The following is a 25,977-nucleotide window of genomic DNA, read 5'->3' as shown; positions in this document are numbered from 1 at the left end:
CATGAGATCTTGTTTACTCATTCTTTTATGTATTCCACTCCTCACACGATCACAGGTTACCACCTACAACGCCGGCCAATCATTTACCTGCATCACCATCGACTCCAATTACAACGTATGGGCCGGTAATGTCAGCGGTGTGTACTACCTCAACAAATCCGGCAATGCCAATGCAACCTTCGCACAAATTGGCGGCACCGACCAATTCAATATCCAGGCACTGGCCGCCGACCACTCGGGCAATGTATGGGTAGGCCATAATGGAAGAGGCGGCCTCACCTCGTCACTGGGCGGCATGGAGCGCATCAACGTCAACACGCTCGATCGCCAGCATCTATCACCCGACCGTAATGCCCAATGCTTCGACTTTCTTTTAAGAGACGGCATCGGCACGCTCAATACAGCTGGCCTGGCTGTAGACATCCAGGGGGGCATCTGGAGCGCACACAAATACCACCAGATCAATACCGGCGACCAATACATCCTCACCCCTGGCACCATCTCATTCAAAGCAGCCAGCAATAATACGTTTTGGTCCAAAGGAACCTGGGTACAATACCAGAACAACATAGACCCTGTTGAGTTTCCTTACCCTGCCGCTACCTGTAACCCTGGCCCTACAGAAACACCACAGGCACGCAATGTATATTCCGTGGCAGCCGACAGCACAGGCGTATGGGCCAATGTGGCCGCCTTCACCGCCAGGAACGGAACTTTCTTCCCGGCAAGACTGATCAAATATGACCTCTTAGGCAACTTCACCGGCCTCTCTTTCAGCTTCGCCGATATCGGCATCCCGGCAGGGGGCATTTTCAACGGATTGTATGCTGCCCCCAATGGTGATGTATGGACCACCATCAGCGCTGGAAAAGGATTTGCCGTACGAAGAGGCGTTAATTGGATATTCCTGAATAGTCAAGCCCTATCCTGCATCATTCCCGCAGGCACCACCTTTAACCCCAACGCCATCTGGGGCAACAAGCTGGGCCAGGTTTTCATAGGTACAACACAGGGGCTAATTGTATACAATGGCATCGGCCCTGTAAACAGCGTCAACTCCTACACCCTCTATACAACGGCCAACAATGCCCTGATCAGTAACAATATTCTCGGTGGAGCTGCTGAAAGAGACTCCGTTCAATGGATCGCAACCAGTGCCGGCATCATGCGCAGCACCCTCGGCAGGAATTACCCGCTGTCCATCGATTCGGTCAATTACACTTCTTGCAACCAGCCCGGCCTTAACAGGATCGAAGAAACATTAAAGCTTTACAACGCATCCTTCCAGGATTACCATGCTTATAAACTGGAAACAGAGGTCTGCTCACAGGAAGGACCCAACGGTGCCAATTGTAATGCACAGTACGTCTATAAGTTGATCAAATCGAATGTTGCACTCAACGCCCCTACACCCATCGACTTCCCCTACGACAACCTCTCACCGATCTTCCTGAATCGCACCAACCGCGAGGAAGTAACACGTGTCGTAGAAGAAAAGATAGCAGCCTGGAAACCTGAAAACTTTGAGACCAATCCGCAGGGTGGTATCAAGTACATCTCCGATATATTGACACCCGGCCTGGCCGCCCTGAACGCACTCTCACCCAACAACGCCAAGATTCCCTTCCTGAGTGAATATGTAGATGCACGTACCAGAGATCATTGGATGAACGAGCAGTTGGCCATTAATCCCAAAGGAGTCGAGGCCTGCGCCAGCTATCGCCTGTACAACAGTCCCTTTATGATCAATGATCGCGCACTGTACGATGGTACGCTCGACAACCAGCTTTGTGGCGACAAACTCCACTCATCTATTTACGATCTGGTTTGGATCTTTCCCGACGACAAGAACCTCACATTTACCAACTACACACAGCCTGGCCATTTCCTCTATCCCGGCAAAGTATTCCGCTATCTCGTGGAAGAATGTGGCAAGGTCAAGATGGTAACCCTGGGTACAGGTGCCAGCTATTGCGGTCCCACTTTCGTAGGCCGTATGAACGCCATCGGGAATGTAGTGGTAGGCTCCATCCTCTTTAAGAACATTGACCTGCGCCTGAAAAAGACCTTCGAAGCAGCAGGCAACTAATCACCACCCAACCATACAACAATGAAATTTATATATACTATACTTTGCCTGTTAGCTGCCGCTACCGTCGCGCAGGCACAGCAGCAATCACTGCTCAATAAAACCTGGAAGATAAAACAGGTCAACACCCTTTTCCATGCTACAGCAACCAACCTGTACCATAAAGACTCTACCAACAACAAAACCGACTACTCCACGCTGGAATTCAACTTCCAGCCGACGAATACTTATTCGGTAAGATCAGCTACCACCAGCAACCAGGGTTCTTATGTATTCAATGCTGCCGGCGACTCGGTTACCATCGATCAGGTCCCTTACAAGCTCATGGGGATTAATGCAGATACATTCGTGACGCGTAGCTACGCACTCCAGGTAGCCAATGAAGCCGGCGACATGGATACGGCCTACATTTTCATGAAAATGTATTCACTCGCTGCTCTGCCCGTCAACTGGCTCAGCTTTACAGGTCAATACCTCAACAGGCAAGTCGCCCTGCATTGGAGTACGGCGCAGGAACAGAACAACGAAGGCTTTGAAATACAACACAGCACCACAGGCGCCGATTTTGAAACCATTGGCAAAATAGCAGGCAAAGGGAATACAACCACGGTCAGTCAGTATAGCTTCAAAACCGGTCATTACCAGGCAGGCAACAACTACTACCGTTTGAAGCAGATCGATCTCGATGGCCGCCTCGAATATAGCCGGGTCGTAACCATCGCCGTAGCAGACGCAAATACAAGCATCACCCTAGCGCCCAATCCGGCGACAGGTAAGGTCACCCTGCGCTTCGGACATCCCCACAGCAAGCCGGTCACAGTGGTGATCACCGATGCCAGTGGACGCCAGGCTAAACAGCAGGTTATCCAGCCAGGCAATACAACAAGCACAATCTACCTCAATAGCTTGAACAAAGGCATCTACTCGCTTACCGTGAAAGATCAGCAAGGCGCTCGGTTATACCAGGAAAAACTGATTGTCCAGTAGTCACGTAATCGCCCCATACCGAATACCCCACCCTGAAAACCGGAACAAGATGGAAAACAAAGTTGCATCCAATGTAATACGCAAAAGCTGGCAATCGTGCTGCATCACGCTGTTACTTTTGCTATTGGGTGCAACTGCCTTTTCCCAGACAGTTGCCAACTTCACCGTTAATAAAACCGCCGGATGCGTCCCGCTCAGCGGTGTCAACTTTACCGATGCCTCCACTGGTAGCACGGTCGTGAATCGTCGATGGGACCTCGGCAATGGCACCATTATCCCCAACGGCGGATCAGTAGCAGGCACCAATTACCTGACCGATGGCACCTACATCATTATCCTCACCACCACCTTCGCGAATGGTGACATACGAACAGCGCAGCAAACAATTACGGTACACCCCAAACCGGTAGCAAAATTCTCGGCCGTTGAAAGAGAAGGTTGCTCACCTCATGCGGTCCAATTTACAGAGGAAGCTTCCAGCAAAACGGGTACCGTTACTAATTACCTCTGGGACTTTGGAGCCGGCGGCAGCAATCAGCCCGACCCGGCCTTCACGTACAATGTGAACGGCAATTACAACGTATCGCTCATCGTCACCAATAGCTGGGGTTGCGAAAGCGAGGCAGCCATACAGCCTCAGTACATAAAAGTTTATCCCAAAGTAGCCGCCTCCTTCAACATCCCCAATAACAGTAGCTGCGAAACACCCTTTACCACCAGCTTCGTCAATACTAGCACCGGAGGGGGTAACATTACTTATCAATGGGATTTTGGCGACGGACAAACCTCCACCGATCCCAACCCCACACACACCTACACTACTACCGGTGCCTATAACGTCACACTCACCGCACGTAATGGTACCAATTGCGTCAGCACCTTTACCCGCTCGGGCAACAATGGCATCCTCGCGGGTAAACCAGTACCCTCCATCACCGCGCCCGCTACCGTATGCGCCAACAACAATACCGCATTCAGTGCTGGCATTACACCCGCGGCTTTTATCTATACCATCAAATGGTTGTTTCCCGATAACGGAGCAGTTCAGTACGGGCAAAATGTAAATCACCTCTTTACCGTCCCCGGCACCTACGATATAAAAATGGTGGCGTTTAATTATGCAGGCTGCAATGATACAGCCACCCACACGATCACCGTACGCCCAGGGCCACAACCCAACTTCACGGTCGACAGGGCCATTGGTTGCGATACCCCTTTTGTAGTCCGGTTCACCAACACCACCTTACCGGCAACGGGGCTTACCTACGAATGGAACTTCGGCGATGGCACACCACGAAGTACAGATCCAGCTCCCGTACATACGTATAAACTCCCCGGGTATTATACGGTAACGTTGGTAGCTACCGATCCCCTTACCGGCTGCCAGACCACCATGCAAAAGAGAGACACGATCCGCATCGTAAAACCGATCGTAGACTTTACCTATACGCCACCGGCAGGTTGCCGCCCGCTACCAGTTAAAGCAACTGCCCGGCTAAGCAATATCGTAATCCCCGTGGCGACCTATATCTGGAACTTCGGCGATGGAACTATCCTAACCACCACCGCCGACAATGCTACACATACCTATACAGTAGCAGGCGATTACAATATCAAACTCACCATCATCACCCAGCAGGGCTGCAGGGATAGCTCGGTAGCAAAGAAAGTGACCATCATTGACCTTTGTGATGACGACGGTTCTGGCGGGGGCGGTGGAGGAGGTGGCGGCGGAGGCTTTACCATCGGCAAGGACTGCGACGATAAATATACCATCACGTTCACCGATACGGTATCCAACTCAGAAACCCTGAGCTGGGATTTTGGCGATGGCTCTCCACTCTATGCCACCCCGCCAGCCAACCCGGTTACACATACCTTTCCCACTACGAATAAAAAATACGTAGTAACCGTATCCCGTCGCAACAAAACCACCAATGTCCCCTCAACAGGACAGGTCCGCGCCGTCATCATTGACGAAAAAGCTAACTTCGTCCCCTCCATTACGGATATATGCCGCAATAAGACGGTTAACTTTTCCACCTTGGGCATCGACTCATCCAATATTGCCCGGTTTATCTGGAACTTCGGAGATGGCACGCCCCGCTATACCATCAACAACCTGAATTACTTTCAGAATTACGGCCAATACCTCAATGGCAACACCACACATACCTATGCCGACACCGGTACCTTTTATGTGAAGCTTATTATCTGGGATAAACTCAATTGCGCAGATTCCTTCCAGTACGCCATACCCGTTCGTGTCAAAGGCCCGATTCCCGGCTTCGAGGCACTACCACGCACTACCTGCGAAAAAGACCTCCTCACTATTTTCCAGGACACTTCCGTCCAAAACGGCAGTACGCCCATTGTAGAGTGGACCTGGAACTTTGGCGATGGCACACCCGCCTATATCACCACACAGGATACAGCCATCAGCCATGCCTACTCCAACAACAGCTATTACCGCTTCTGGACGGTAACACTTAATGTGAAAGATGCCGCCGGCTGCGAAGCACAGGCGGTCTACAACAACTACATTCGCAGCTATCGGCCCAAGGCGGACTTCTTCAGCTACGATACCCTGAAATGTGGCAGCACCAATGTATACCTGTACAACCAGTCGTCGGCTTATAATGCCACCTACACCTGGTATTTTGGTGATGGCACCAGTTCCAGTAGCTACAGCGCCTCTCATACCTACAGCACCAATGGTGAGTACGATATCAAATTGGTGGTGACGGATGAGAACGGGTGTGCCGACAGCATCACCACCGCAGCTTATATCAAACTGGTAAAACCCAAAGCCAATTTTACCGTAGGTGATACCAGCAAATGTGCGCCCATCGCTATTAACTTCTTCGACAGCTCTACCTATGCCAAACAATATGTATGGGATTTTGGAGATGGCGGCACCGGTGCCACCGACAAAGATCCGGCCCCGCATATTTACGCCATGCCTGGCTATTATCCTGTTACACTGATCATAACCGGGGTTAGTGGCTGTATGGATACCGTGGTAAAGACCATTCGGGTAAAAGGCCCCATTGGGCAGCTTACAGTAGGTCCTGCCATCGGCTGCACACCTTATACGTTGCCACTGAAAGTGACAGGTAGTAACATCAGTTCTTATGCCTGGGACTATGGAGATGGTACGCCTGTACAGGCATCGCTCGACGATGTCGTCAACCACGTATACCCCTTGGCCGGCAAATACCTGCCCAATGTCGTATTGACCAGTCCCGAAGGTTGCCCTTACACCCTCAAAGCAACCGACACGGTTATTGTCGACTCTGCACGGGCAAAGTTTTCGGTAGACAGACCGCTGCGCTGTCTCACTGACCGCACCATACAATTCAACAACCTGTCCGAAACTGCTTTTGGGGCTGTGTCCTATAAATGGTTGTTTGGCGACAATCAGACATCGGCCGACGAGAACCCTACACATACCTATACCACCAATGGCGATTATGAAGTGTGGGCGATCGTACAAAGCAGGTATGGTTGTATCGATACGCTAAAATTGCCCAAGGCAGTAAGCATCCGTCAGCAACCAGAAGCCTTGTTCCAGGCAGATAGCATGTATTGCAGTCCCGGCATCAAAACTTTCAACAACCAGGTGCGCAGTGCCGATCCCATCGCACAACTGAAATGGTACGTTGATGGCGCTTTTGCGGGCAATACCGCTCAACTTACCCATCCATTGACGCCGGGTATCCATACCATCGCACTCGCAGCCACCACCATACATGGCTGTGTAGATTCCGCTGCCCATCGGGTGCAGGCAGATCTGCTGTCGGCCGACTATTCCATCAACAAACCGATTCGCTGCGGCGACGACCGCACCATCCCTTTTACCAACCTGTCGACGGCTCATTTCGGAGTGGCGGCCTGGAAATGGCAAATGGGCGATCAGAGCAATGCTACAGATCAGCATCCCGTACACACCTACACAGCTCCGGGAGAGTACCACACGTCGCTCATCCTGTACGGCAACAGCGGTTGCAATGATACCGTTAGCCTCGCGCAGCCCGTGAAGATCTACGCCAAACCACTTTTCAACATCATCGGTGAAATGGAAAAGTGCGCAGAAAACAACATGGATTTCCGGTCGGCCATCTTATCGGAAGATAAGATCACCAGCTATAGCTGGACCCTGAACCAGGTACCTATTGGCACAACAGATCAGGTTAGTCATTATTTTGATCGGGCGGGTAGGTACAACCTGTCGTTTACCGTCAACACCTTGTATGGTTGCCGGGAAACGGCCGACACGACCATCACCATTCACCGTCTGCCGGTGCCGACCGTATCTCCACGGGATACGACCGTCTGTATAGAAAGCCTGGTACCCCTGCAGGCACACGATGGTACACAATACCAATGGTCGCCGGCAATCAACCTGCAATACACAGACAGGCCCGATGCACTGGCCACCGCACTGGTCAATACCCAATATTTTGTACAGGTCACCAATCAATATGGTTGTGTGCAGAAAGATAGCGCCACTATCCGCGTCGATCATAAAGTAGCCTTGCAACACAGTGATAATGCCATCATTTGCCGTGGTCAGCGAACACGCCTCACGGCCAGCGGCAATACCAACCGTTTCGCCTGGTTGCCCGTCATTGGCCTTGACGCACCCCAATCACCAGTTACCTGGGCATCACCCCACCAAACCACCGATTACCAGGTGGTGGCTTACAGCCTCAACACCTGTCCCAATGATACAGGCCGCATCAACGTATTGGTAGGCGATATCCCTACAGTCGACCAGGGTCCCGACTTATCGGTAGATGCAGGGCGTCCTGTTGTACTCAATCCAATCACAAGTTCCGACGTGATCAGCTATCAATGGCAGCCAGCGACCGGACTGAACTGCATCACTTGCAGCACGCCACAATTCATTGCCGATAAGGATGTGGCGTACCGGGTGTCGGTTCGTACGCAATACAACTGTGAATCGTCGGATGAGATCAGGATTACCGTAACCTGCGGCAAGGGGGCCGTATACATCCCCAATGCCTTTACACCAAACGGCGATGGAACAAACGATATATTCTTCATCAAAGGATACGGCATTCAGCAGGTGAATAGCCTGCGCATCTACAATCGCTGGGGTCAAAGCGTTTTCAGCCGCGAAAATTTTCTACCCAATGACAGGAATGCTGGCTGGGATGGCAAGGTAAATGGACAGGTACCGGAATCAGGCGCCTATGTGTACATTGCAGAAGTGATCTGTGCCGAGGGTAAACCATTACCGCTGAAAGGAACAGTGATGCTGATCAAATAAGTGCCCCCTGCTGAAAAGTAGGCTAGTCATTTTTTGCTATACGAGGGAGTTTCACACGCGGAGAGGGTCACCATTACGCACCCACACTTCAAAATCATAATAATATTGTGTTAATATCCATACAGTTATGATACTGCACCTACTTGCAACATCCACCAATTCTACTAATTTTGTATCTTGATCAAACTAAACAGAACCCATATGTCCTTTTTTAAATCTGGCAATCCGACCCTAAGTGAAAAGATCTTCGATCGCACCATGGGAACACAACACGCGGAGGTAATGACTGTACGCGGAACCCTTAACAAATTTGGCATCCTCTTTATCCTGACACTTGGCACAGCAGGCCTCGCCTGGAAAATGGCGAATGACGGCGTCAACATCACTACGTATATGTGGGTGGCCGTGTTTGCGGCATTGGGGATCGCAGTATTGACGACATTTAAACCACAGCTGGCAAACTATACGGGTCCGCTGTACGCATTGGCAAAAGGATTTGCGTTGGGTGGTATATCTGCATTTTACAATTACCGGTTTGATAAAATTGCACCAGGTATCATTACCCAGGCAGTGACGATCACCTTTGGGGTAGCACTGGCCATGTTCGCCTTGTACCATTTCCGAATCATTAAAGCCACGGAGCGATTCAAGTCAATCGTCATCACCGCAACAGTAGGTATATTCTTCTTTTACCTCATAGCTTTAGTACTCGGTGCTTTTGGGGTTACCATTCCCTTTTTGCACGAAGGAAGCACGATCGGAATTATCTTCTCACTCTTTGTAGTAGGCCTGGCTGCGCTCAACCTTATCCTCGACTTCGATATGATCGAGCAGGGAGCAGCTCAGGGAGCCCCCAAATACATGGAGTGGTACGGAGCTTTTGGATTATTGGTAACCATCGCATGGCTCTACCTCGAGATCCTGCGACTGCTGGCGAAACTATCCGACAGGAAGTAACCAACGAATTCTACATAACAACAAGGGCCGTATCGAACGATACGGCCCTTTTAGGTAAAAAGTATACACAGATAAACCACTAAAAAAATGCTTCTGCCAATTCTTTGTTGATCCAGGCGCCCGCTTTATTACCACCAGCAACAGCAGCCGCCACCGAGCGCATCATACTCACAGCGTCACCCACCACAAAAACACCCGGCACATTCGTCTTACCCATATCATCAGCCTGTAAGTAACCATGATCCGTTAACACGCAGCCCAGCTCCACAGGTAAAGGACAATGCTGTTTAAAGGCCGGCCGGTGAAACAAGGCATCGACCCGCTCCGCCTGGCCATCTCCCAATTCGACCGCTTTAATAGAACCACCTTCCTGCTGCAATTCCGCAACCGGCGACTCGATCACAGGTATCCGATACTGCTGCAGTTTATCCCGATAAGCATCAGTCATGGTCGAGGGCCCATTGGTAAACAACACGATATTTTTACTCCATTGGTGAATCAACCGCACATATTCAAAAGCCATATCCCCGTTGGCCATAATGCCGAGTTTTTTACCATGCACTTCATAGCCATGGCAATACGGGCAATGCAGCACAGAAATACCCCAGCAGTCGGCGAAACCCGGTAGATCCGGTAGCTGATCATTGAGCCCGGTAGCAAACAATAGCTTCAACGCAGAAAACTGCTCCCCCGCCGCTGTACCGATCACAAACCGATCACCGTCCCGGCGAGCTTCCGTAGCTAGCCCCTGCTTCCAGGCAACAGTAGGATAAGCCAGCACCTGCTCCTTCGCCTTTCCGGCAATCACGGCGGGAACGACGCCATCCTGGGTAATAAAGTTGTGAGAATGGGGCGTTTGCCGGTTACACGGCAATCCACTGTCAATCACCAAAACCCGTCGCAGAGACCTCCCCAGGGCCATCGCCGCCGATAGACCGGCATAACTTCCTCCAATAATTACTACCTCATAATCCGGTTGTTGCGTTTGCAGTGTCGCTTCCATGGCTCAAAAATAGGGGATTTTTTTATTTGCAACAATATTGCATTTACACAATTTCCTAATACCTCCCGCCCACCCTGCCCACCCAGGCAAAAAAGCGCCAACCTTTACTCACTCAGGTCCGTCAATTATCCCGCAACAACGCAAATAGCTCATTCTGCCCGGTACAATCCTGCAGAATTAGGTAGTTTTAATGCCGGGAACTGCAAGCTTCTTCGGCGAACCCGGGAACTGAAACTTATGCTGCGACTCATATCACTAATATTTATACTATCGCTGACAGCCATCAGCCTATCGGCCCAACAGCCCGATAGACCTACCATAGACGCACTGAAAATCCAGCTCCCCACCTTAACAGATAGTGATAAAGTAACCTGCCTCAACCGCATTGCATCCCGCTATACCTATGCAGGTGTCATCCGGTCAGACTCCGCTATTGTATATGCACGACTAGCAATAGAAGAGGCGCAACGCATCGGCTTTAAACGAGGATTATGCCGCGCCTACGATCTCTACGCTAATATCTGCCTGCAGCAATCGAAACCAGACGAAGCCATTCGCTATTTCCGATTATCCACACAGGTGGGCACAGAGATCAGGAATGATACCATGGTAGCACTTGGCTACCGCGGCGTAGGACAGTCGCTTTGGTACCGCGGCGATTTTGAGGAGGCCATCCCCACCATTGGGATTGCCATCAATTATTTCAGGCAACTGGGCATGAAACGAGATATCACCGACGCCACCATGACCATCAGCAGCATCTACGGCAACCAGGGCAATTATGAGAAAGCCTTCGAAATCGCCCAGGAAGCACTGGCACTTAGCCTCGAAATACGTGACCGCTCCAACACCGTATTGTCACTGGTAGAGATAGGAAAAGCTTACCGGAACATTGGCGATCATACCAGCGCACTCGACTATTACCGGAAAGCAGCAGCCTGGCAACCGGAAAAAGTATATTGGGCCTATCGTCACCTTTCCCAATCCCTCGGCGATCTCTACTGCGACAGAAAACAATATGACTCCGCCTGGTATTATTACCAGGAAAGTTTCACCGGCAATGCCGCCAGCAAATCCACCAAACACAGACTGGCAGAGTATTACTACCAGCGCCAGCAATACGACTCTGCCCTCGTACTGTTTAGCGAACTGGCCAGTGTCCTGAAGGCAGGAGGAGAAGGTCATATCTATACATACGCCATCCTTGGATTGGGAAAAGTACACCTGGCTCAGCAACACTACCGACAGGCAAAGCAATATGCAGAACAAGCACTCGCCTGGTCGACGGAGAAGAATGCGCGACTCAACAAGCTCCATGCCTGCGAACTGCTGGCCAATATCTACGACTCGCTGCACCAGCCTACACAATCCTATTTTTACTACAAACAATACGTACAACTGAAAGAAGCCGTATTGAATGACCAGCTGAAAGGTAAGCTATACGAATTCCGGCGTATCGCAGAAGATGAAAAACGCCTCGCCCAGATACAATTGCTTAAACAGGAAAAGCAGATCAACGAACAGGAACTGAAATCGAACCAGTGGTTGAAAAACATATTATTGGCTGGCCTGGCATTGCTTGCCTTTCTGAGCATCATGGTATTGGGCAATATATCGCTGAAGCGGAAAAACGAAAAGCTGCGAACCGACAAGATCCAACGTGACCTCGAGCTCCGCACCACCGAATTGGAGATGCAGGCGCTACGCGCCCAGATGAACCCACATTTCATCTTCAATTGCCTCAGCTCCATCAACCGCTTTATATTAAAACATGAAGCCGAAAAGGCGTCCGACTACCTCACCCGCTTTTCGCGTTTGATACGGCTAGTACTTATCAACTCACAAAAACCGCTGATCGTACTCGAAGACGAGGTTGAAATGTTGCGCCTCTACCTGGAGATGGAACAATTGCGTTTTAAAAATGCATTCGACTACAGCATCACCTACAACAACGACATCGAGCCAGCCAACATCCTTCTCCCTCCTATGCTGCTGCAACCCTTTTGCGAAAATGCTATCTGGCATGGCCTCATGCACAAAGAAGGACACGGGCAGCTATCGGTCGCATTCAACATGCAGGGCAGCACCCTGCAATGTATCATTTCCGACAACGGTATCGGCAGGGCTCGTGCCGGGGAGATTAACAACAGCTCAGGAGAGAAGATCAAATCGATGGGTATCAAACTCACTGCCGATCGTCTCGCCTTATTCAACGAACACAGATCAGTGCAACATTACTATAAAATAGAAGACATTACCGATGCTCAAGGCAATATCACCGGCACCCAGGTTATTCTCGAGATCAGGTACAAAGAATATATGAACGCCACCATTTGAAAAGACAGCCATGATCAAAGCAATTATCGTAGACGACGAGCCGTACTGTTGTGAAATGCTTAGCACATTGCTGGAGAAATACTGTCCCAATGTCAGCGTCGAGGCCGTTTGCGGCTCGGCAGCAGAAGCACTCAGGGCCATCGAGGCACATCCCGTTCAACTGGTATTCCTCGATATAGAAATGCCACACATCAACGGATTCCAGTTTCTCGAGCGGGTGTCCACAATCGACTTCGACCTGATCTTCACCACCAGCTACGATCAGTATGCCCTCAAAGCTATCAAGTTCAGTGCCCTGGACTATTTGCTGAAACCCATTGACCGCACCGAACTGCAGGCGGCCGTCCGCAAAGCACATGACCGCCTTCATAAACCGCTGCCACAGCAACTGCAAATACTGTTGCAAAAGATGCATCAGCCGGCTCAACAGGTCAATCAGATTGCCTTACCAACCATGGAGGGCCTCCAACTCGTACCATTAGAGTCGATCATCAGCTGTGCTTCGAGTAGCAACTACACGATCATATCCCTTAAAGAGCAGCAGAAGATCACCGTGTCCCGTACCCTCAAGGAGGTAGAAGAGATGCTCGAAGATTATATGTTCATGCGTGTACACCATTCGTTCCTGGTAAACCTGAATGAGATTAGAAAATACATCAAAGGAGAAGGCGGCAACCTGGTCATGAGTGATGGATCATCGGTCGATGTGTCCCGGAGCAAAAAGGACCAGCTGCTCAGAAAACTCCAGCCGCATAAGAGTTGATAAGTAGGCAACCCCCATCCGACCCTGGAATCTTTTAACAATTACAATCCGGACAGTATGTTCAAGAAAGAAAGGCAAGCCTTTATACTCCGCCAGATCACCGAACACCAGAAGGTGATCTCTGCCGACATCTCCACACAAATGAATGTATCGGAAGATACCATCCGCCGCGACCTGCAGGAGCTGGCCAGCAAAGGCAAACTCATCAAAGTACATGGAGGCGCACTTTCACTCGACTATACCGAAGCCATGGTACCCGCCCCCAGGGAGGAAAGATCAGCGGCAGAAATGCCCCTCGAATTGCCTGAGCAGATCATTGCACAAAAAGTAGCCAGCCTGATACACCGCGGCATGTTTATCATGACCAGCGGAGGCAGTACAACAAGTCAACTGGCGCGTACCCTACCGGAAGACCTGAAAGCAACCATCATCTCCGGAAGTATACAGGCAATCGTAGAGTTCACCCGCCACCCCTCTATCGATGTGATCATCATTGGCGATAAAGTATCCAAGAACGGTAAGCTTACCGTGGGCAGCGAAGCTATTTCCAAGATCAGGCAGATCAAGGCAGATATTTGCCTGCTGGACATTCAGGCCATCGATGCCCAACACGGCGTCAGCGAAGTCGATTGGGAAATTGCACAGATCAAAAAAGCCATGCTGGAAAACGCTCAAAAAGTAATTGGCCTATGCAAAACAGAGCGCATCAACCAGATAAAACCAGTGCAGCTTTGTCCTGTCAGTTCCCTGCACTTGCTGATCACGGAACAAGACCCAAACGATGAGGTCTTCCGCGCCTACCGCTCGGCCGGGCTTACGATATTATAGGCAACTTACCTACCTTTACGATCCTATGCCACCCACCTCAACAGGTAAGACGCAGATCGTTTTCGTGGTACCGCCACAGGTACACCTGCTCGATATTACCGGGCCTGTCCATATCTTTTATGAAGCTGCCTGTTATGGCGCTCCGGTCAATCTCGTATATACCAACCTACAGACCAGCCAGCGACAGATAGACAGCAGCAGCCAGCTCTCCCTCGCCGGCATGATCGATTACAACACCTTATCACTCCAGGCGGGCGACATCATTTTTGTTCCGGGCCTGGCTGCCGAACTGCTGCTCGACGAACAATTCCTCACACACACTACCCTTCCATTTCAGCAATGGCTGGTTCAGCAACACCAACAGCAGGTAACGATCTGCTCAGTATGCACCGGCGCTTTCTTACTGGCAGCAGCAGGCCTGCTCGATCACCGGCCTGCCACCACGCATTGGAAATACCTCGATCGCTTTACGCAACGCTATCCACGCATTCAGGTACAGCACAATCGTTTATTTGTGCGTACAGAAGGGCTGTATACCAGCGCAGGCGTGGCCTCCGGCATCGACCTCGCACTCTTTCTGCTCGAGCAACAATTCGGATCCCGCTTTGCGGCCAACATAGCCAAAGAAGTCGTAGTGCATATACGCCGCACCAATCTTGATCCGCAGCTGAGCGTTTTCATGCAATACCGCAACCACCTCGATGACCGCATACACCAGGCACAGGACATCCTGGCTCAATCACTGGACAAGAAACTCAATATCGAACAACTCGCTGCACAGTTGCATATGAGTGGCCGCAACCTAACCCGCCTGTTCAGGAAAACCACGAATATATCCATCAGTCAGTATATCAATAAACTGCGTACCGAACGTGCTCACCAATTGAAGCAGGAAGGGCATACCATGCAATCCATCGCAACCGTCTGCGGATTAAAAAGTACCAACCAACTCAGGCAATTGCTTAAAAAGGTCAGCTAACCACAGGCGTCTGCCTGTTTTACCTCCTGCCCCTCTGCTCTGCGGCTAATCCATCCATACTCCGCCGTGCTTGTCCCAAAACTGCGCATAGATGGCCGGGACCCAACAGCGCAACCATCCTACTTTTGTGGAAAGTAAAGCCATGAAACACTTCATCAACTTACTGCTGGTCGCCTGCCTGATCGTATCCGGCCAGCCAGTAACAGCCCAAGCCGCCAAAGCGTGGTATTGCATGCCCTGCAACAGCGCCTGCGATAGTATACAATTCTCCCAGGCAGGTAAATGCGCCCATTGCGAAATGGCATTGGTTGAGCAAACAGCAGCCGAACACCAAAGAACCATGACAAACACAAAAACACGGATCGCCTTCTACCTGCAAAATGGCGTAGAGGTGCTCGACTTTGCCGGCCCTATGGAAGTATTCTCCTACGCCCAGTTTGAAGTGTTTACCGTTTCGAAGACCAAAGACCCGATCACCTCCCAGGGAATCCTGAAAATATTACCCGACTACAGCATTGATGATGCGCCACCCGCAGATATCATCGCTTTCTTCGGTGGCAATGCAGGGGTAGCCTCCAGCGACCCCAAAGTCATTGCCTGGCTAAAGCGTCAACCAGTACCCGACTACTATTTCTCTGTATGTACAGGCGCCTTTATTTTGGGAAAGGCCGGCATACTCGACAACCTGACCATCACCACTTTTCATGAAAGCATTGACAACCTGAAAAAAGCAGTACCCACAGCGAAGGTGCTGTCCAACGTCCGCTTTGTCGACAATGGAAAAGTGATCACCACGGCAGGCATCTCTGCCGGTATCGATGGAGCCCTGCACCTGGTAGCTAAAATGAGGGGAGAACAAACGGCGCGCAATGTAGCCACCTATATGGAATACGATAAATGGGTTCCTGGCCAGGGCTTGGTATTGAAACGTGCAGCCAGCACAGCGAAGCAGTAAAATAAATGCCCCAGTCATCCGACCGGGGCACCCTATACAATGAAGGTTAAGCACGCAACATAATATCCCGGATCTCGCGGATGCACTCAAAGTGTGCCGGCGTCAGGTTTTCATGCCAGGCCAGGCCCATTTTCTTCAGGTCGAAATGCCGTAGCATCGTCCCCGCCTGAATAGGTTGACCATTGTCGTCGGCTGCATATCCCAAAATATAAATGGAATCGGCCAGCTCCACGGCCAACTCTATATCATGCGTACTGAAGATGATGGTATTGAGATCATGTCGTTGACTGATCAACTCAAACGATTTCTTCACACTCATGATATTACCAATATCCAGACCGGAGAAAGGTTCATCCAGCACCATGTAAAACCCTGAACTCAGCAACTGCTCCAGGATCGCCGTTCGTTGCCGTTGACCGCCCGACAAAAAACAGGGATACTGGTCTTTATGTGGCTCCAGGCCCCACTCTTTCAGGTAATGCATGATCTCCTCCTGCTTCTCTGCAGCAGAAAACTTGCTTTTGCGCAAAGCAAACCACAAGGCCTGGTAAACTGTTTTGTGCCGGAACAAGGTGTATTTCTGGTTCACAAAACCAACATCCCCTTCTTCCACCAGTTTTGCCGGCTGCCGGCCATTACTGACTGCCTTCGCGAAATCGGGAATCAACACACGGCCATCACTGGGTTTCTCCAATCCGGTCAATGCACGAAACAACGTAGACTTACCCCGGCCCGAACGTCCCAGCACCGCAATCACCTGGCCTTGCGTTTTATCTTCACGGATCGTATCTTTTTCCAGCATGTTTACCTGATGCAGAATGAGCCGGTCTCCATACTTTACCGTGAGGTTCTCCACATGCAGGATCGTATCTTTTTGTTCGTAAGGAATCATCTTCAGCAGTTTTAGAAAGTTGAGTATTTAAAGAAAGCCTTGCGCCCCAGGTGCAATACCCGGTCCAGTAAAAGCCCCACCAGTAATATCACCAGCTGCAGGGCCACGATGCGGCCATGGTTCATAAACTTATCGCTGTTCTTGATCAATACACCCAAACCACCGGCCGCTACCAGGATCGACTCCACTGTCACCAGCATCATCCAGGTGATCGACAGGTTCTGTCGCAGTACATCGATCACATAATCCAGCCTGCCCTTGATCACCACTTCCCACAAAACCTCCCAGCGGCTGCATTTCAAACTGCGTGCATGATCGATCTCTTCTGCCGGTATGTCCTTTAGCACCGACAACAGGGAAGTAATAAAATACAAGCTCATGAAGATGAACAATACGCTGACCTGCATGGTACGCGCATCCTTCACCAGTATCGCGAGATAGAAAGTAATGCCGGTCAAAGGCAGGTACCGCAGCTTGCTGAAAGCTTGGGCCACCGGCCGAATGACCGGCAAGGGAGACAGGTATACAATGAGCAACGAAACCAGGATCGACAACAACGTAGCCTGCAAACAAAGTCCCAGTGAACTGACCACATGCACCACCAACCCTTCGTTGTACAGAGAACGGAATCCCTCCCACACTTGTCCCGGCGTGGGGAACAAATGCTTGCTCCCCGCCGACGACAAGAACCAATAGCCCATCACAAGCAACAACCAAACGCCCGCGATCAACAACTGCTGCTTACGATCAACCGACTCGAAAGGCCGCAGCCATCTTTTTATATCCATTAGTTTGAATAAAATTTAAATAAAACAATCCCTACACGTTGAAGCCTACAATCAAGGAATCACCGTCTTTCGCAGCCAACTCTTTGCCCTTGATCCGGAATCACCCCGCCGTTGGCTCCCCAAAGCCTCTCGCACAGTCATTCCTACTTCAACGATCTGGTCACTTCCTTGCTAACAGCCGTTTTGTAATCGGCAGCAGGTGCATCCACACTCTACCCTACTTCAACAAGCTGATCACTACCCGCCTGTTCTGCGCCTTGCCGGCCGCCGTATTGTTATCAGCAGCAGGCTCATCCTGACCACGGCCATCGATCTTCTGGAATCGGTCAGCAGGAATACCCTTTTGGATGAGGTAGTTCTTCACGGCTTCCGCCCTGGCGGTCGACAGTGCATAGTTACCGTCCTGCGTACCGGTATTATCCGTGTGACCTATCAATTCCAACTTCGAGTCTTCTGCCTGTATCAACAGGTTGTAGATCTGCTCCAATACATCTTTACCCTCCGGCCGGATGGTGGCACGGCCCGACTCGAAGTTGATCCGCCATTCGCCCGACGCCATCACACTCGTCGCCTTCTTCGAATAGTCGGTGACATAAGTCGCACCGGCATCGATGTCTTTTACTTCCTTCAGGAACGAAAGGTTCACCGCTTCATCATATGGCACAATGCGCTTCACGTTCTGGTTGAAACCAGCAGGATTCAACTCCTTCAGGTAACGCGACACCTGCTCATACACCGCCTTGTAACGATTGGTACCATCCGATACCCCGTAATACTGATTCGCATCGGCCAGGTTGAAGACACGTGACCCACCCATATTGTAGGAGATCCCGCCTTTTTCACCCTGCTGTCCCTTGAACATGGCATACCAGTAAGCCGCGTTCTCTACATTGAAGGCCTGCGTTGTGGTTTCAGATGCCCGCTTACGCCAGCTATCGTATTGCTTCATTTGGTTGGAAGCCGTGTACGATGCCTTCAGGATACTGCTCACCATCGCTTTGTTGCTCTCCGCCCATTGACGCAGGAAGATCAGCGAAGTAGCCATCTGGTTATTGAACTCTTTGGTAGATACCACATCGGTAAAACCAGTGAGCGCATCAAACACCATTTTATCGCCAGGCGTCCAGGTAGCACAACCATCTACCTTCTTATTGATCGACTTACCGGTCAGCTTACCATTCTTAACCTCTTTCAGCGGAACGGTCCATCCCTGTGTTTGCGACTTGATCAGTTCCTTGGCCGATTCGATATAGTCGTCATTGGCAGAAGCCAGGAAGTTCAAGGCTTCCGCGTCGTAGGTAGCAGGATCGGGGTTGACTTTGATACCATTGGCCGAAGCATAGTTCACTGCCGTCACCCAGTCTCCATCACCGATAACAGCCGACACCAGGGCTCCCTTCATCGATTGTGGATTCATCTTCCAGCTCGGTGGCCCGATCAGTTTGTCTTCACCATAGCTTAAGCCCACAGCACCGATCACCTGCAACTGGTACTTACCCGCACCATATTTATCATCGAGCGCCTGCTGGGCCGAACTGATATAGAAAGGCACTCCATCACCCATGATCATGATGCCGGCAACACCCTCTTTGGGATAGTTGACACCCTTGTCGTATTCATCCACAAACTTCATTTGCAGGTTGCGCAATTCCGACAACCAGTCCTGGCGAACGATCTCCAGATTCACACCGCTCTTTTCCATCATCGAACCCGCTGCCGTTTTGGCACCACCATTGGCTACGATGATACCCGACTGCGCATTCCAGGCATAACCCGCAATACGTACCGCAGGTTTGGAAGCTACCGTTTGCGACAACGCATCGCCTGGTAAAGGCAGCTCTGCCGAAGTGACCATATTATTCACATCCTTACCTGCTACTTCCAACTTCTCCAGTTGTTTCGACTCATCTACCCGTAAGCCGGGAGAGAGATAGTAAACAGCGCCACCAATACCACCGGCCAATGCCAGCGCGATCAGTGATTTAGAAAACAGGGTTAAACTTGACCATTTCATTGTTATAATTATTTACGTTGTTAGTTAAAAATGTCTCCAAAGCCTTTGCTCTCCAGTTTATCATCCTGCGAAAGCTTGTAGTTTGGATTGCTGTACTGCTTGGAGGCAGGTACTTCATAGTTATCGGTTCTGATTTGATCGGCCAGCTTGTCCAGCTTCGAATACAATTCATCACTGTCCAGCGAATACTGGCTCGTCAACGAGTCGAGGTCGAGCAGGTTCTCACGGGTGGTGGCCAGGTCGAGCGAGATGGTATCGGTGACCACATCCAGCGCATACTCCAGTTCCCATCCCTTGGTAAAGAGCATCGCACTCTTTGCCTGATCCGTAGCATGCCGGGCAGCCTGCGCAAAAGCGTACTCTTTCTTCAGCATATCAATGCTGACCTCAAAGTCGGCCACCTTGATCTCCATGGCAGTATCTACCATATTGAGCTTGCGGTCGAGTTTGCCGATCACATGGGCACGGCTACCGTACTTGCGTACCAGGCCGGTGCTTTGGTTCAGCATATGACTTACGCGCTGCGCTTCACTCAGCGTTTTCATCAGGTTGGTTTGCATGTCGACGTATTCGTCCGACTCTTTGGCTGCGGCCTCGCCCTTGCGTTGCTCCAACTCCTGCATCTTCTGCTTGGTGGTAGCAGCACGCGATTGCAAGGTGATCACCTTGTCCTGGTAGTCCTTAGCCTCCTTCTCGGCCTTGATCGATTCCGACTCCATACTGGACTTGATCGCCTTGATCTTAGCCTTTGCTTCTTTAAACTCAACCCGGTTCTGGATCATCTTCTGCTTTTGTACTTCCAGCTCACCAAAAGGATCATGTTTAATCAGCATTTTGTGCGTGGCACGCGCTGTCTTTTTAAGTCCTTTGATGAGTACCGGCAGCATGATGAAGAATGCAATCACCAATACCGCGGCTGAAATAGCGCCCAGGGCCTGACCTATCCAGGTAAATACAATGGGCAAGATGAACTGGTATAAGCCCCAGGCAATGGTCCCGAGTAATACAAGGGCCACTATCCACGCTATACCTTTTTCCCCCTTTCGCCAATTTTTGGGATTGAGGGTGATCTGATTTTTTTCAAAGTGTTTGAGAATAGGTAACTCAAGCACTTTGTTTGATTCTGCTGACATGTTTATGTGGGTTATTATGGTTACTGTTTAATATACCGGGCAATCCCCTCCCGTATCTGTTGCAGCTTGCCGATACTCAGCGAACGCGCCGAATCGTTGGCCTGCAGCTTTCCACGAATAGCCTGCTCCTGCGGACGAAACCCGTCATCGATCTTCCCCAGCATCCCCTGCTTTTGCTGCAGGCCCGATTCCAGTTGTTGCAACTCGGCTTTTAACTGCGTGATACGGGCCGTAGCATGATCGATCTCTCCCTGCAACTGTCCTTTCTCCTGTCGCTTCTGCTCTTCAAGCGCCTGCAGCTTCGATTGCCCCTGACCTACATATTGACCATGCACCTCGTTAATCTTACTGATGTAGAACTCGGCGTCCTGCAGCAGCTTCTGTACGGTGATGGTTTTATCCATCGAACGTGCCATCTGGAAAGCCAGTTGGTACGTATGTTCACTCGTTTGTCCGGTGCTCGAGATGGCTTTATAAAATTCATAGAAGTCATATCCAGGCATATTGATCGACTCAAGGCCCGATTCATAAACCTCGATCACTTCACTCACCACCGCGTCTGCTACTGGTGTCGCCGGCAGCGGTGTGTTGCTGCTTTTGGCCGCAGCAGGCACAAAGGTTTCATTGGCCGGGAAAGAGATAGCGTCGTTGGCTTCCTCTTTTCCAGCGGTGGGTTCATCTGTTTTCACAAACAGATGTTTCCAACTTTTAAGCATGGAATGGAATGTTTATGTAAAAATTAGCGTGTCATAGTTGCGAAGTATTCATACTGAACTTATGCATCATCAGTGTGGAGTGTTACAGAAATGTTACAAAGAAAATATCTAATTATTTATTTACAACCGCATGCAACCCACACCGTTACGTCGCAGTAAAAACAAAATATTACAGTTGCCGGGTAAAATATTTTACTACCGTGCAAGTGGCTCATCACGAGCAGATTCCACAGGCATGGACAAAAAAAGCCGCCCGACGCACATGGCGCCGGGCGGCTATCTATTTTTTCCTGCAGGAAAGAATATTCAAATGCGATCACCGTACACGTTAGTGCGGCAACCGCTCTCTAAAGCGGCCATATACCCAGGTGCCTACCACGGCACTCAGCAGCACCACCACAATGACCGTCGCACCTGTACCGATCTGGGCGAATAGCGGCCCCGGACAAGCGCCCGTTATTGCCCAACCCAGTCCGAACAACAAACCGCCATATACCTGTCCTTTATTAAACTTTTTAGGCAGGAACACCACCGGCTCTCCGTAAATAGTTTTGATGTTAAAGCGCTTGATCAACAGCACCGAGATCATACCTACTACCACGGCAGACCCGATCACACCATACATATGAAAGCTCTGAAATCGGAACATCTCCTGGATACGAAACCAGCTAATGATCTCCGCTTTTACAAACACGATCCCAAACAGGATACCTACAATAAGGTATTTGATATTGTGGTACCACTTGTGTGTCAGTTGTGATTCATTCACACATCCTGTATCCTGTGTACGTATTTCAAAATCCGTATCGATCATTGGTGTCATAGTTTATAGAGATAAGAGGAAGGGCAAGATAAAATTGGCCATTACAAGGCCGCCTACCATGAAACATATCGTCGCCACCAGGGATGGCCATTGCAACATACTGAGGCCGGTGATGGCATGGCCGCTGGTACAACCACCGGCATACCGCGTACCGAAGCCAACCAGGAAACCACCACCGATCATCATCAACAATCCACGCACAGTCAGCAATTGACCCCAGCTGAAAAGATCAGCCGGCACCAGCTGGCTGTAATTGGTGATGCCATACCCCGCCAGGTCATTGGCCAACAGCGGGTTTACCTGCACGGGTTGCGGATTGCTGAGCAAACCGGCAGCAATCACCCCGCCCAGTAAGATGCCAGCAACAAATACCAGGTTCCATACTTCCTTTCGCCAGTTGTATTGGAAGAAGGGGATTTTGGCAGGCAGACAGATCGCGCAGATATGCCGCAGATTGGCGGAGATGCCGAAGTTTTTGTTACCAAGCAACAAGAGGGCGGGTACTGTCAGCCCGATCAAGGGGCCAGCCACATACCAGGGCCAGGGTTGCCGGATCCAGTCGATAAATGAATGCATGTATTCAAGTAGGTTTTTATAACATGGTCGTAGGACAAACGTAATCGGTGATCGTAAAACGGCCGCTATCTTTCATCGCTTTAAAGCCACCTTTCACATCGATCAGTTGATCAAAGCCTCTGGCCCGCAAGATAGAATTAAAGATCATCGAGCGGTAGCCTCCGGCACAATGAATATAATAGGTTTTGTTTTTATCCAGTTTCGCCACCTGGTCATTGATATAGTCCAGCGGCAGGTTTTCCGCACCCGACACGTGTTCAGATACATATTCACTTTCTTTCCGCACATCGGCAATGGCCAGCGACGGATCTTTCGCCAGGCGCTCTGCCAGTTCGTCGGCTGAAATACTGGTGATCGAATCGATCTCTTTTCCGGCCTGTTTCCACGCGTCGATGCCACCTTGCAGGTAGCCAATCGAATGATCATATCCCACCCGCGCGAGCCGGGTCACCACTTCTTCTTCACGGCCGGCATCGGCGATGATCAATATGGGTTGGTGAATATCCGGGACCAGCGCACCCACCCAGGGAGCAAAGCTGCCATCGATACCAATGTTGACCGAGTTGGGAATAAACCCTTGCGCAAACAGCTCGGGTGCCCGCGTATCGAGCAGCAAAGCACCGGTTTCATTCGCCGCCACTTCAAATGCCTCGACACCCAACGGCTGTGTACCTTGTTTCAACACATCGGCAATATTCTCATACCCTTCTTTGTTCATCTTTACATTGAGTGGGAAATAACCTGGCGGCGGCATCAGCCCCCTGGTCACCTCGCGTATAAATTCCTCCCTGCCCATATTGGCACGCAAGGCGTAGTTGGTTAACTTCTGATGACCCAGCGAGTCCGTTGTTTCTTTCGACATGTTCTTGCCACACGCAGAACCTGCCCCATGCGCCGGGTATACGATGATGTCATCCGCCAGCGGCAGGATCTTGTTGCGCAAAGAATCGTACAAGGTACCCGCCAATTCCTCCTGCGTCATGTGTGCTGCTTTCTGGGCAAGGTCTGGCCGTCCTACGTCGCCGATGAAAAGGGTATCGCCCGAAAACAGGGCAATGTCCTTACCCGTTTTATCCGACAACAGGTAGCAGGCTGATTCCATCGTATGACCGGGGGTATGCAATACCTTGATCGAGAGATCACCCAGCTTCAACTCTTCCCCATCGGTCGCAATATGTGCCGCAAAAGCCGGAGCTGCCAGTGGGCCATACACGATCGTGGCGCCTGTTGCTTTTGCCAGGTCGATATGGCCCGACACAAAATCGGCATGAAAATGCGTCTCAAAAATATACTTGATGGTGGCGCCGTTGGCCGCCGCCTTGGTGATATAGGGTTGAATTTCCCGCAACGGATCGATAACAGCGGCCTCGGTACCCGATTGGATATAATAAGCACCTTGTGCAAGACATCCCGTATAGATCTGTTCAATTTTCATCATGACGATTTAAGTTGATAATAATTCTATGGGTAAAATTGTTCAATTCCTACCAGTCAAACCATGACCTGCGTCAGGTGGTCAGCTAAGAATCAATCAATTGAACAGAGAAATGCAGCATCTGCCCTGGAAATGGCAGACCGATCCGGATGGAAGGAAGCGTTGAGGTGGCATGGACAGCCCGTTGCCTGAAGTTACAACTAATCACGGGTTCAACCCTACGCGCCAAAAAACAGAAAAGGCCACCCGGGGGCGGCCTTTTCAACGGCGCTGATTATCATTCATTCATTCATGGCTATGAGGAGGGGGAATAAGCCGCCTTCAACTGTTGCCGGATCTTTTCCTTCGTCGCTTCATTGGTAAAGGCATGATCGATGGCTTCCAGGTTACAACGCAGGAAGCGATCCTTTTTCCAGCCAAATAGTTGTTCCAGCAAGGTATATTCCGAAGACAGCGTTACGTCCGAGATGGTACGAGCATCGGTATTGATACTCATCGATACTCCCGACGCATAGATCTTATTAACCGTATGGTTTTCGAGCCTATCGTAAATGGCTGTTTGAATATTGCTGGTCAGGCATACCTCCAGGTGAATCCCTTCCTTTTTGAGGTGGCGCATCAGCGCTTCATCTTCCGTACTGCGTACCCCGTGACCGATCCGGCTGGGCTTGAAATATTGTAAGGTTTCCCACACACTGGATGCTCCTTTGGCCTCACCGGCATGTGCCGTACAGGGAATGCCTTTTTGATGGGCATAGTCAAAAGACGCAATATGATTCGTGATCGGAAAACCTGCTTCATCGGCCGCGATATCAAAACCTACGATATGCGTTCCCTTAAACCGCTCCACCAGTTGCACCGTCTGCATACTCTGATCAGCCGAGTAGTGCCGCAGCGTACAGAGGATCACGCCTACTTCAATGCCTGTTTCACGCATGCCTTCCGTTACTGCGTCATTCACCGTTTTCACCACCTGCGCCGGCGTCAATCCTTGTTGCAGGTGCAGCAAAGGCGCAAAACGTATTTCGGCATAGATCACCTGGTCGTGCTTTAATTGGCGTATTACATCGAGGGTCACCAACCTGAGCTGCTCTTCGGTCTGCATCAGGTTTACCGCTTTGATGGCGCGGGAGATATAATCGGCCAGGTCCATACATTTGGCGGGCGCTACAAAATCACGACGCCAGGCTTCGTAGGTCACCGTAGGATCGAGCTGCTTGACGACAGCATAACTCAGGGAGCAGTCGAGGTGGTGATGCAGTTCTACTTTGGGCAGTCCTGCCACCGAGCTGTCTTTTATCTGAGCCATTGAAAAGAGGGGGAATAATAAGGATACCATGATCAGGGAAGTAATCACCGGGCACCCATGGGTTGTTTTCATTACACGCATAATTTCTCCGCAAAAA

Annotated in this window: 19 protein-coding genes; 9 read left to right on the top strand and 10 right to left on the bottom strand. The window is 50.5% G+C overall.

Going from position 1 to position 25,977, the window contains the following annotated elements; all coding sequences use genetic code 11:
* The first annotated feature begins 1 nt into the window (after nt 1).
* From P2W70_RS02645 to P2W70_RS02630, 4 genes are all read left to right on the top strand, one after another.
* Nucleotides 2-2,089 (top strand): ligand-binding sensor domain-containing protein, encoded by a 2,088-nt coding sequence (locus P2W70_RS02645; protein WP_276479873.1) that lies wholly within the window; start codon nt 2-4, stop codon nt 2,087-2,089.
* 21 nt (nt 2,090-2,110) lie between these two features.
* Nucleotides 2,111-3,076, top strand: coding sequence for a T9SS type A sorting domain-containing protein (locus P2W70_RS02640; protein ID WP_276479872.1), 966 nt, complete (start codon nt 2,111-2,113; stop codon nt 3,074-3,076).
* A 49-nt stretch (nt 3,077-3,125) separates the two neighbouring features.
* The gene (locus P2W70_RS02635) at nt 3,126-8,372 is read left to right on the top strand and encodes a PKD domain-containing protein (RefSeq protein ID WP_276479871.1); all 5,247 of its coding nucleotides are present in this window, start codon (nt 3,126-3,128) and stop codon (nt 8,370-8,372) included.
* Nucleotides 8,373-8,573: 201 nt separating this feature from the next.
* A complete protein-coding gene (locus P2W70_RS02630) occupies nt 8,574-9,329 on the top strand; it encodes a Bax inhibitor-1/YccA family protein (RefSeq protein WP_276479870.1) in 756 nt (251 codons plus the stop codon).
* A 79-nt stretch (nt 9,330-9,408) separates the two neighbouring features.
* Here P2W70_RS02630 and P2W70_RS02625 read toward each other — a convergent pair whose 3' ends face one another.
* Nucleotides 9,409-10,332, bottom strand: a complete 924-nt coding sequence (locus P2W70_RS02625) for an NAD(P)/FAD-dependent oxidoreductase (RefSeq protein ID WP_276479869.1) — start codon at nt 10,330-10,332, stop codon at nt 9,409-9,411.
* 237 nt (nt 10,333-10,569) lie between these two features.
* Between P2W70_RS02625 and P2W70_RS02620 the strand changes: the two genes are divergently transcribed.
* The 5 genes from P2W70_RS02620 (at nt 10,570) to P2W70_RS02600 (ending at nt 16,194) form a co-directional block, all read left to right on the top strand.
* Nucleotides 10,570-12,669 (top strand): tetratricopeptide repeat-containing sensor histidine kinase, encoded by a 2,100-nt coding sequence (locus P2W70_RS02620; protein WP_276479868.1) that lies wholly within the window; start codon nt 10,570-10,572, stop codon nt 12,667-12,669.
* 10 nt (nt 12,670-12,679) lie between these two features.
* Entirely contained in the window at nt 12,680-13,432 is a 753-nt protein-coding gene (locus tag P2W70_RS02615) for a LytR/AlgR family response regulator transcription factor (RefSeq protein WP_276479867.1), read from the top strand.
* Between the two features lie 57 nt (nt 13,433-13,489).
* Nucleotides 13,490-14,260, top strand: a complete 771-nt coding sequence (locus P2W70_RS02610) for a DeoR/GlpR family DNA-binding transcription regulator (RefSeq protein ID WP_276479866.1) — start codon at nt 13,490-13,492, stop codon at nt 14,258-14,260.
* A gap of 25 nt (nt 14,261-14,285) precedes the next feature.
* Nucleotides 14,286-15,239, top strand: a complete 954-nt coding sequence (locus tag P2W70_RS02605; protein WP_276479865.1) for a GlxA family transcriptional regulator — start codon at nt 14,286-14,288, stop codon at nt 15,237-15,239.
* 91 nt (nt 15,240-15,330) lie between these two features.
* Nucleotides 15,331-16,194, top strand: a complete 864-nt coding sequence (locus tag P2W70_RS02600) for a DJ-1/PfpI family protein (protein WP_276479864.1) — start codon at nt 15,331-15,333, stop codon at nt 16,192-16,194.
* Nucleotides 16,195-16,240: 46 nt separating this feature from the next.
* Here P2W70_RS02600 and P2W70_RS02595 read toward each other — a convergent pair whose 3' ends face one another.
* From P2W70_RS02595 to add, 9 genes are all read right to left on the bottom strand, one after another.
* Nucleotides 16,241-17,086: an ATP-binding cassette domain-containing protein gene (locus P2W70_RS02595; protein ID WP_276479863.1), complete on the bottom strand. Its 846-nt coding sequence runs from the start codon at nt 17,084-17,086 to the stop codon at nt 16,241-16,243.
* Between the two features lie 11 nt (nt 17,087-17,097).
* The gene (locus tag P2W70_RS02590; protein ID WP_276479862.1) at nt 17,098-17,874 is read right to left on the bottom strand and encodes an ABC transporter permease; all 777 of its coding nucleotides are present in this window, start codon (nt 17,872-17,874) and stop codon (nt 17,098-17,100) included.
* Nucleotides 17,875-18,091: 217 nt separating this feature from the next.
* A complete protein-coding gene (locus tag P2W70_RS02585; protein ID WP_276479861.1) occupies nt 18,092-19,888 on the bottom strand; it encodes an OmpA family protein in 1,797 nt (598 codons plus the stop codon).
* 20 nt (nt 19,889-19,908) lie between these two features.
* Entirely contained in the window at nt 19,909-21,021 is a 1,113-nt protein-coding gene (locus P2W70_RS02580; protein WP_276479860.1) for an Asp23/Gls24 family envelope stress response protein, read from the bottom strand.
* 20 nt (nt 21,022-21,041) lie between these two features.
* A complete protein-coding gene (locus P2W70_RS02575; protein WP_276479859.1) occupies nt 21,042-21,710 on the bottom strand; it encodes a hypothetical protein in 669 nt (222 codons plus the stop codon).
* Between the two features lie 355 nt (nt 21,711-22,065).
* Nucleotides 22,066-22,551: a DUF6691 family protein gene (locus P2W70_RS02570; RefSeq protein ID WP_276479858.1), complete on the bottom strand. Its 486-nt coding sequence runs from the start codon at nt 22,549-22,551 to the stop codon at nt 22,066-22,068.
* Nucleotides 22,552-22,563: 12 nt separating this feature from the next.
* A complete protein-coding gene (locus tag P2W70_RS02565; protein ID WP_276479857.1) occupies nt 22,564-23,136 on the bottom strand; it encodes a YeeE/YedE family protein in 573 nt (190 codons plus the stop codon).
* Nucleotides 23,137-23,152: 16 nt separating this feature from the next.
* Nucleotides 23,153-24,571, bottom strand: coding sequence for an MBL fold metallo-hydrolase (locus tag P2W70_RS02560; protein ID WP_276480286.1), 1,419 nt, complete (start codon nt 24,569-24,571; stop codon nt 23,153-23,155).
* A 295-nt stretch (nt 24,572-24,866) separates the two neighbouring features.
* Nucleotides 24,867-25,952 (bottom strand): adenosine deaminase, encoded by a 1,086-nt coding sequence (add, locus tag P2W70_RS02555; RefSeq protein ID WP_276479856.1) that lies wholly within the window; start codon nt 25,950-25,952, stop codon nt 24,867-24,869.
* Between the last annotated feature and the right edge of the window lie 25 nt (nt 25,953-25,977).

The organism is Paraflavitalea pollutisoli, assembly GCF_029360705.1.
In the GTDB taxonomy this organism is placed as follows: domain Bacteria; phylum Bacteroidota; class Bacteroidia; order Chitinophagales; family Chitinophagaceae; genus Paraflavitalea; species Paraflavitalea pollutisoli.
This window is presented reverse-complemented; position numbering and strand designations above follow the sequence as displayed.

Bases quoted from the DNA above. Each gene is read 5' to 3' on its own strand.
- P2W70_RS02645 (WP_276479873.1), top strand. From the start codon at position 2: ATGAGATCTTGTTTACTCATTCTTTTATGTATTCCACTCCTCACACGA.
- P2W70_RS02640 (WP_276479872.1), top strand. From the start codon at position 2,111: ATGAAATTTATATATACTATACTTTGCCTGTTAGCTGCCGCTACCGTC.
- P2W70_RS02635 (WP_276479871.1), top strand. From the start codon at position 3,126: ATGGAAAACAAAGTTGCATCCAATGTAATACGCAAAAGCTGGCAATCG.
- P2W70_RS02630 (WP_276479870.1), top strand. From the start codon at position 8,574: ATGTCCTTTTTTAAATCTGGCAATCCGACCCTAAGTGAAAAGATCTTC.
- P2W70_RS02625 (WP_276479869.1), bottom strand. From the start codon at position 10,332: ATGGAAGCGACACTGCAAACGCAACAACCGGATTATGAGGTAGTAATT.
- P2W70_RS02620 (WP_276479868.1), top strand. From the start codon at position 10,570: ATGCTGCGACTCATATCACTAATATTTATACTATCGCTGACAGCCATC.
- P2W70_RS02615 (WP_276479867.1), top strand. From the start codon at position 12,680: ATGATCAAAGCAATTATCGTAGACGACGAGCCGTACTGTTGTGAAATG.
- P2W70_RS02610 (WP_276479866.1), top strand. From the start codon at position 13,490: ATGTTCAAGAAAGAAAGGCAAGCCTTTATACTCCGCCAGATCACCGAA.
- P2W70_RS02605 (WP_276479865.1), top strand. From the start codon at position 14,286: ATGCCACCCACCTCAACAGGTAAGACGCAGATCGTTTTCGTGGTACCG.
- P2W70_RS02600 (WP_276479864.1), top strand. From the start codon at position 15,331: ATGGCCGGGACCCAACAGCGCAACCATCCTACTTTTGTGGAAAGTAAA.
- P2W70_RS02595 (WP_276479863.1), bottom strand. From the start codon at position 17,086: ATGATTCCTTACGAACAAAAAGATACGATCCTGCATGTGGAGAACCTC.
- P2W70_RS02590 (WP_276479862.1), bottom strand. From the start codon at position 17,874: ATGGATATAAAAAGATGGCTGCGGCCTTTCGAGTCGGTTGATCGTAAG.
- P2W70_RS02585 (WP_276479861.1), bottom strand. From the start codon at position 19,888: ATGAAATGGTCAAGTTTAACCCTGTTTTCTAAATCACTGATCGCGCTG.
- P2W70_RS02580 (WP_276479860.1), bottom strand. From the start codon at position 21,021: ATGTCAGCAGAATCAAACAAAGTGCTTGAGTTACCTATTCTCAAACAC.
- P2W70_RS02570 (WP_276479858.1), bottom strand. From the start codon at position 22,551: ATGATCGATACGGATTTTGAAATACGTACACAGGATACAGGATGTGTG.
- P2W70_RS02565 (WP_276479857.1), bottom strand. From the start codon at position 23,136: ATGCATTCATTTATCGACTGGATCCGGCAACCCTGGCCCTGGTATGTG.
- P2W70_RS02560 (WP_276480286.1), bottom strand. From the start codon at position 24,571: ATGAAAATTGAACAGATCTATACGGGATGTCTTGCACAAGGTGCTTAT.
- add (WP_276479856.1), bottom strand. From the start codon at position 25,952: ATGAAAACAACCCATGGGTGCCCGGTGATTACTTCCCTGATCATGGTA.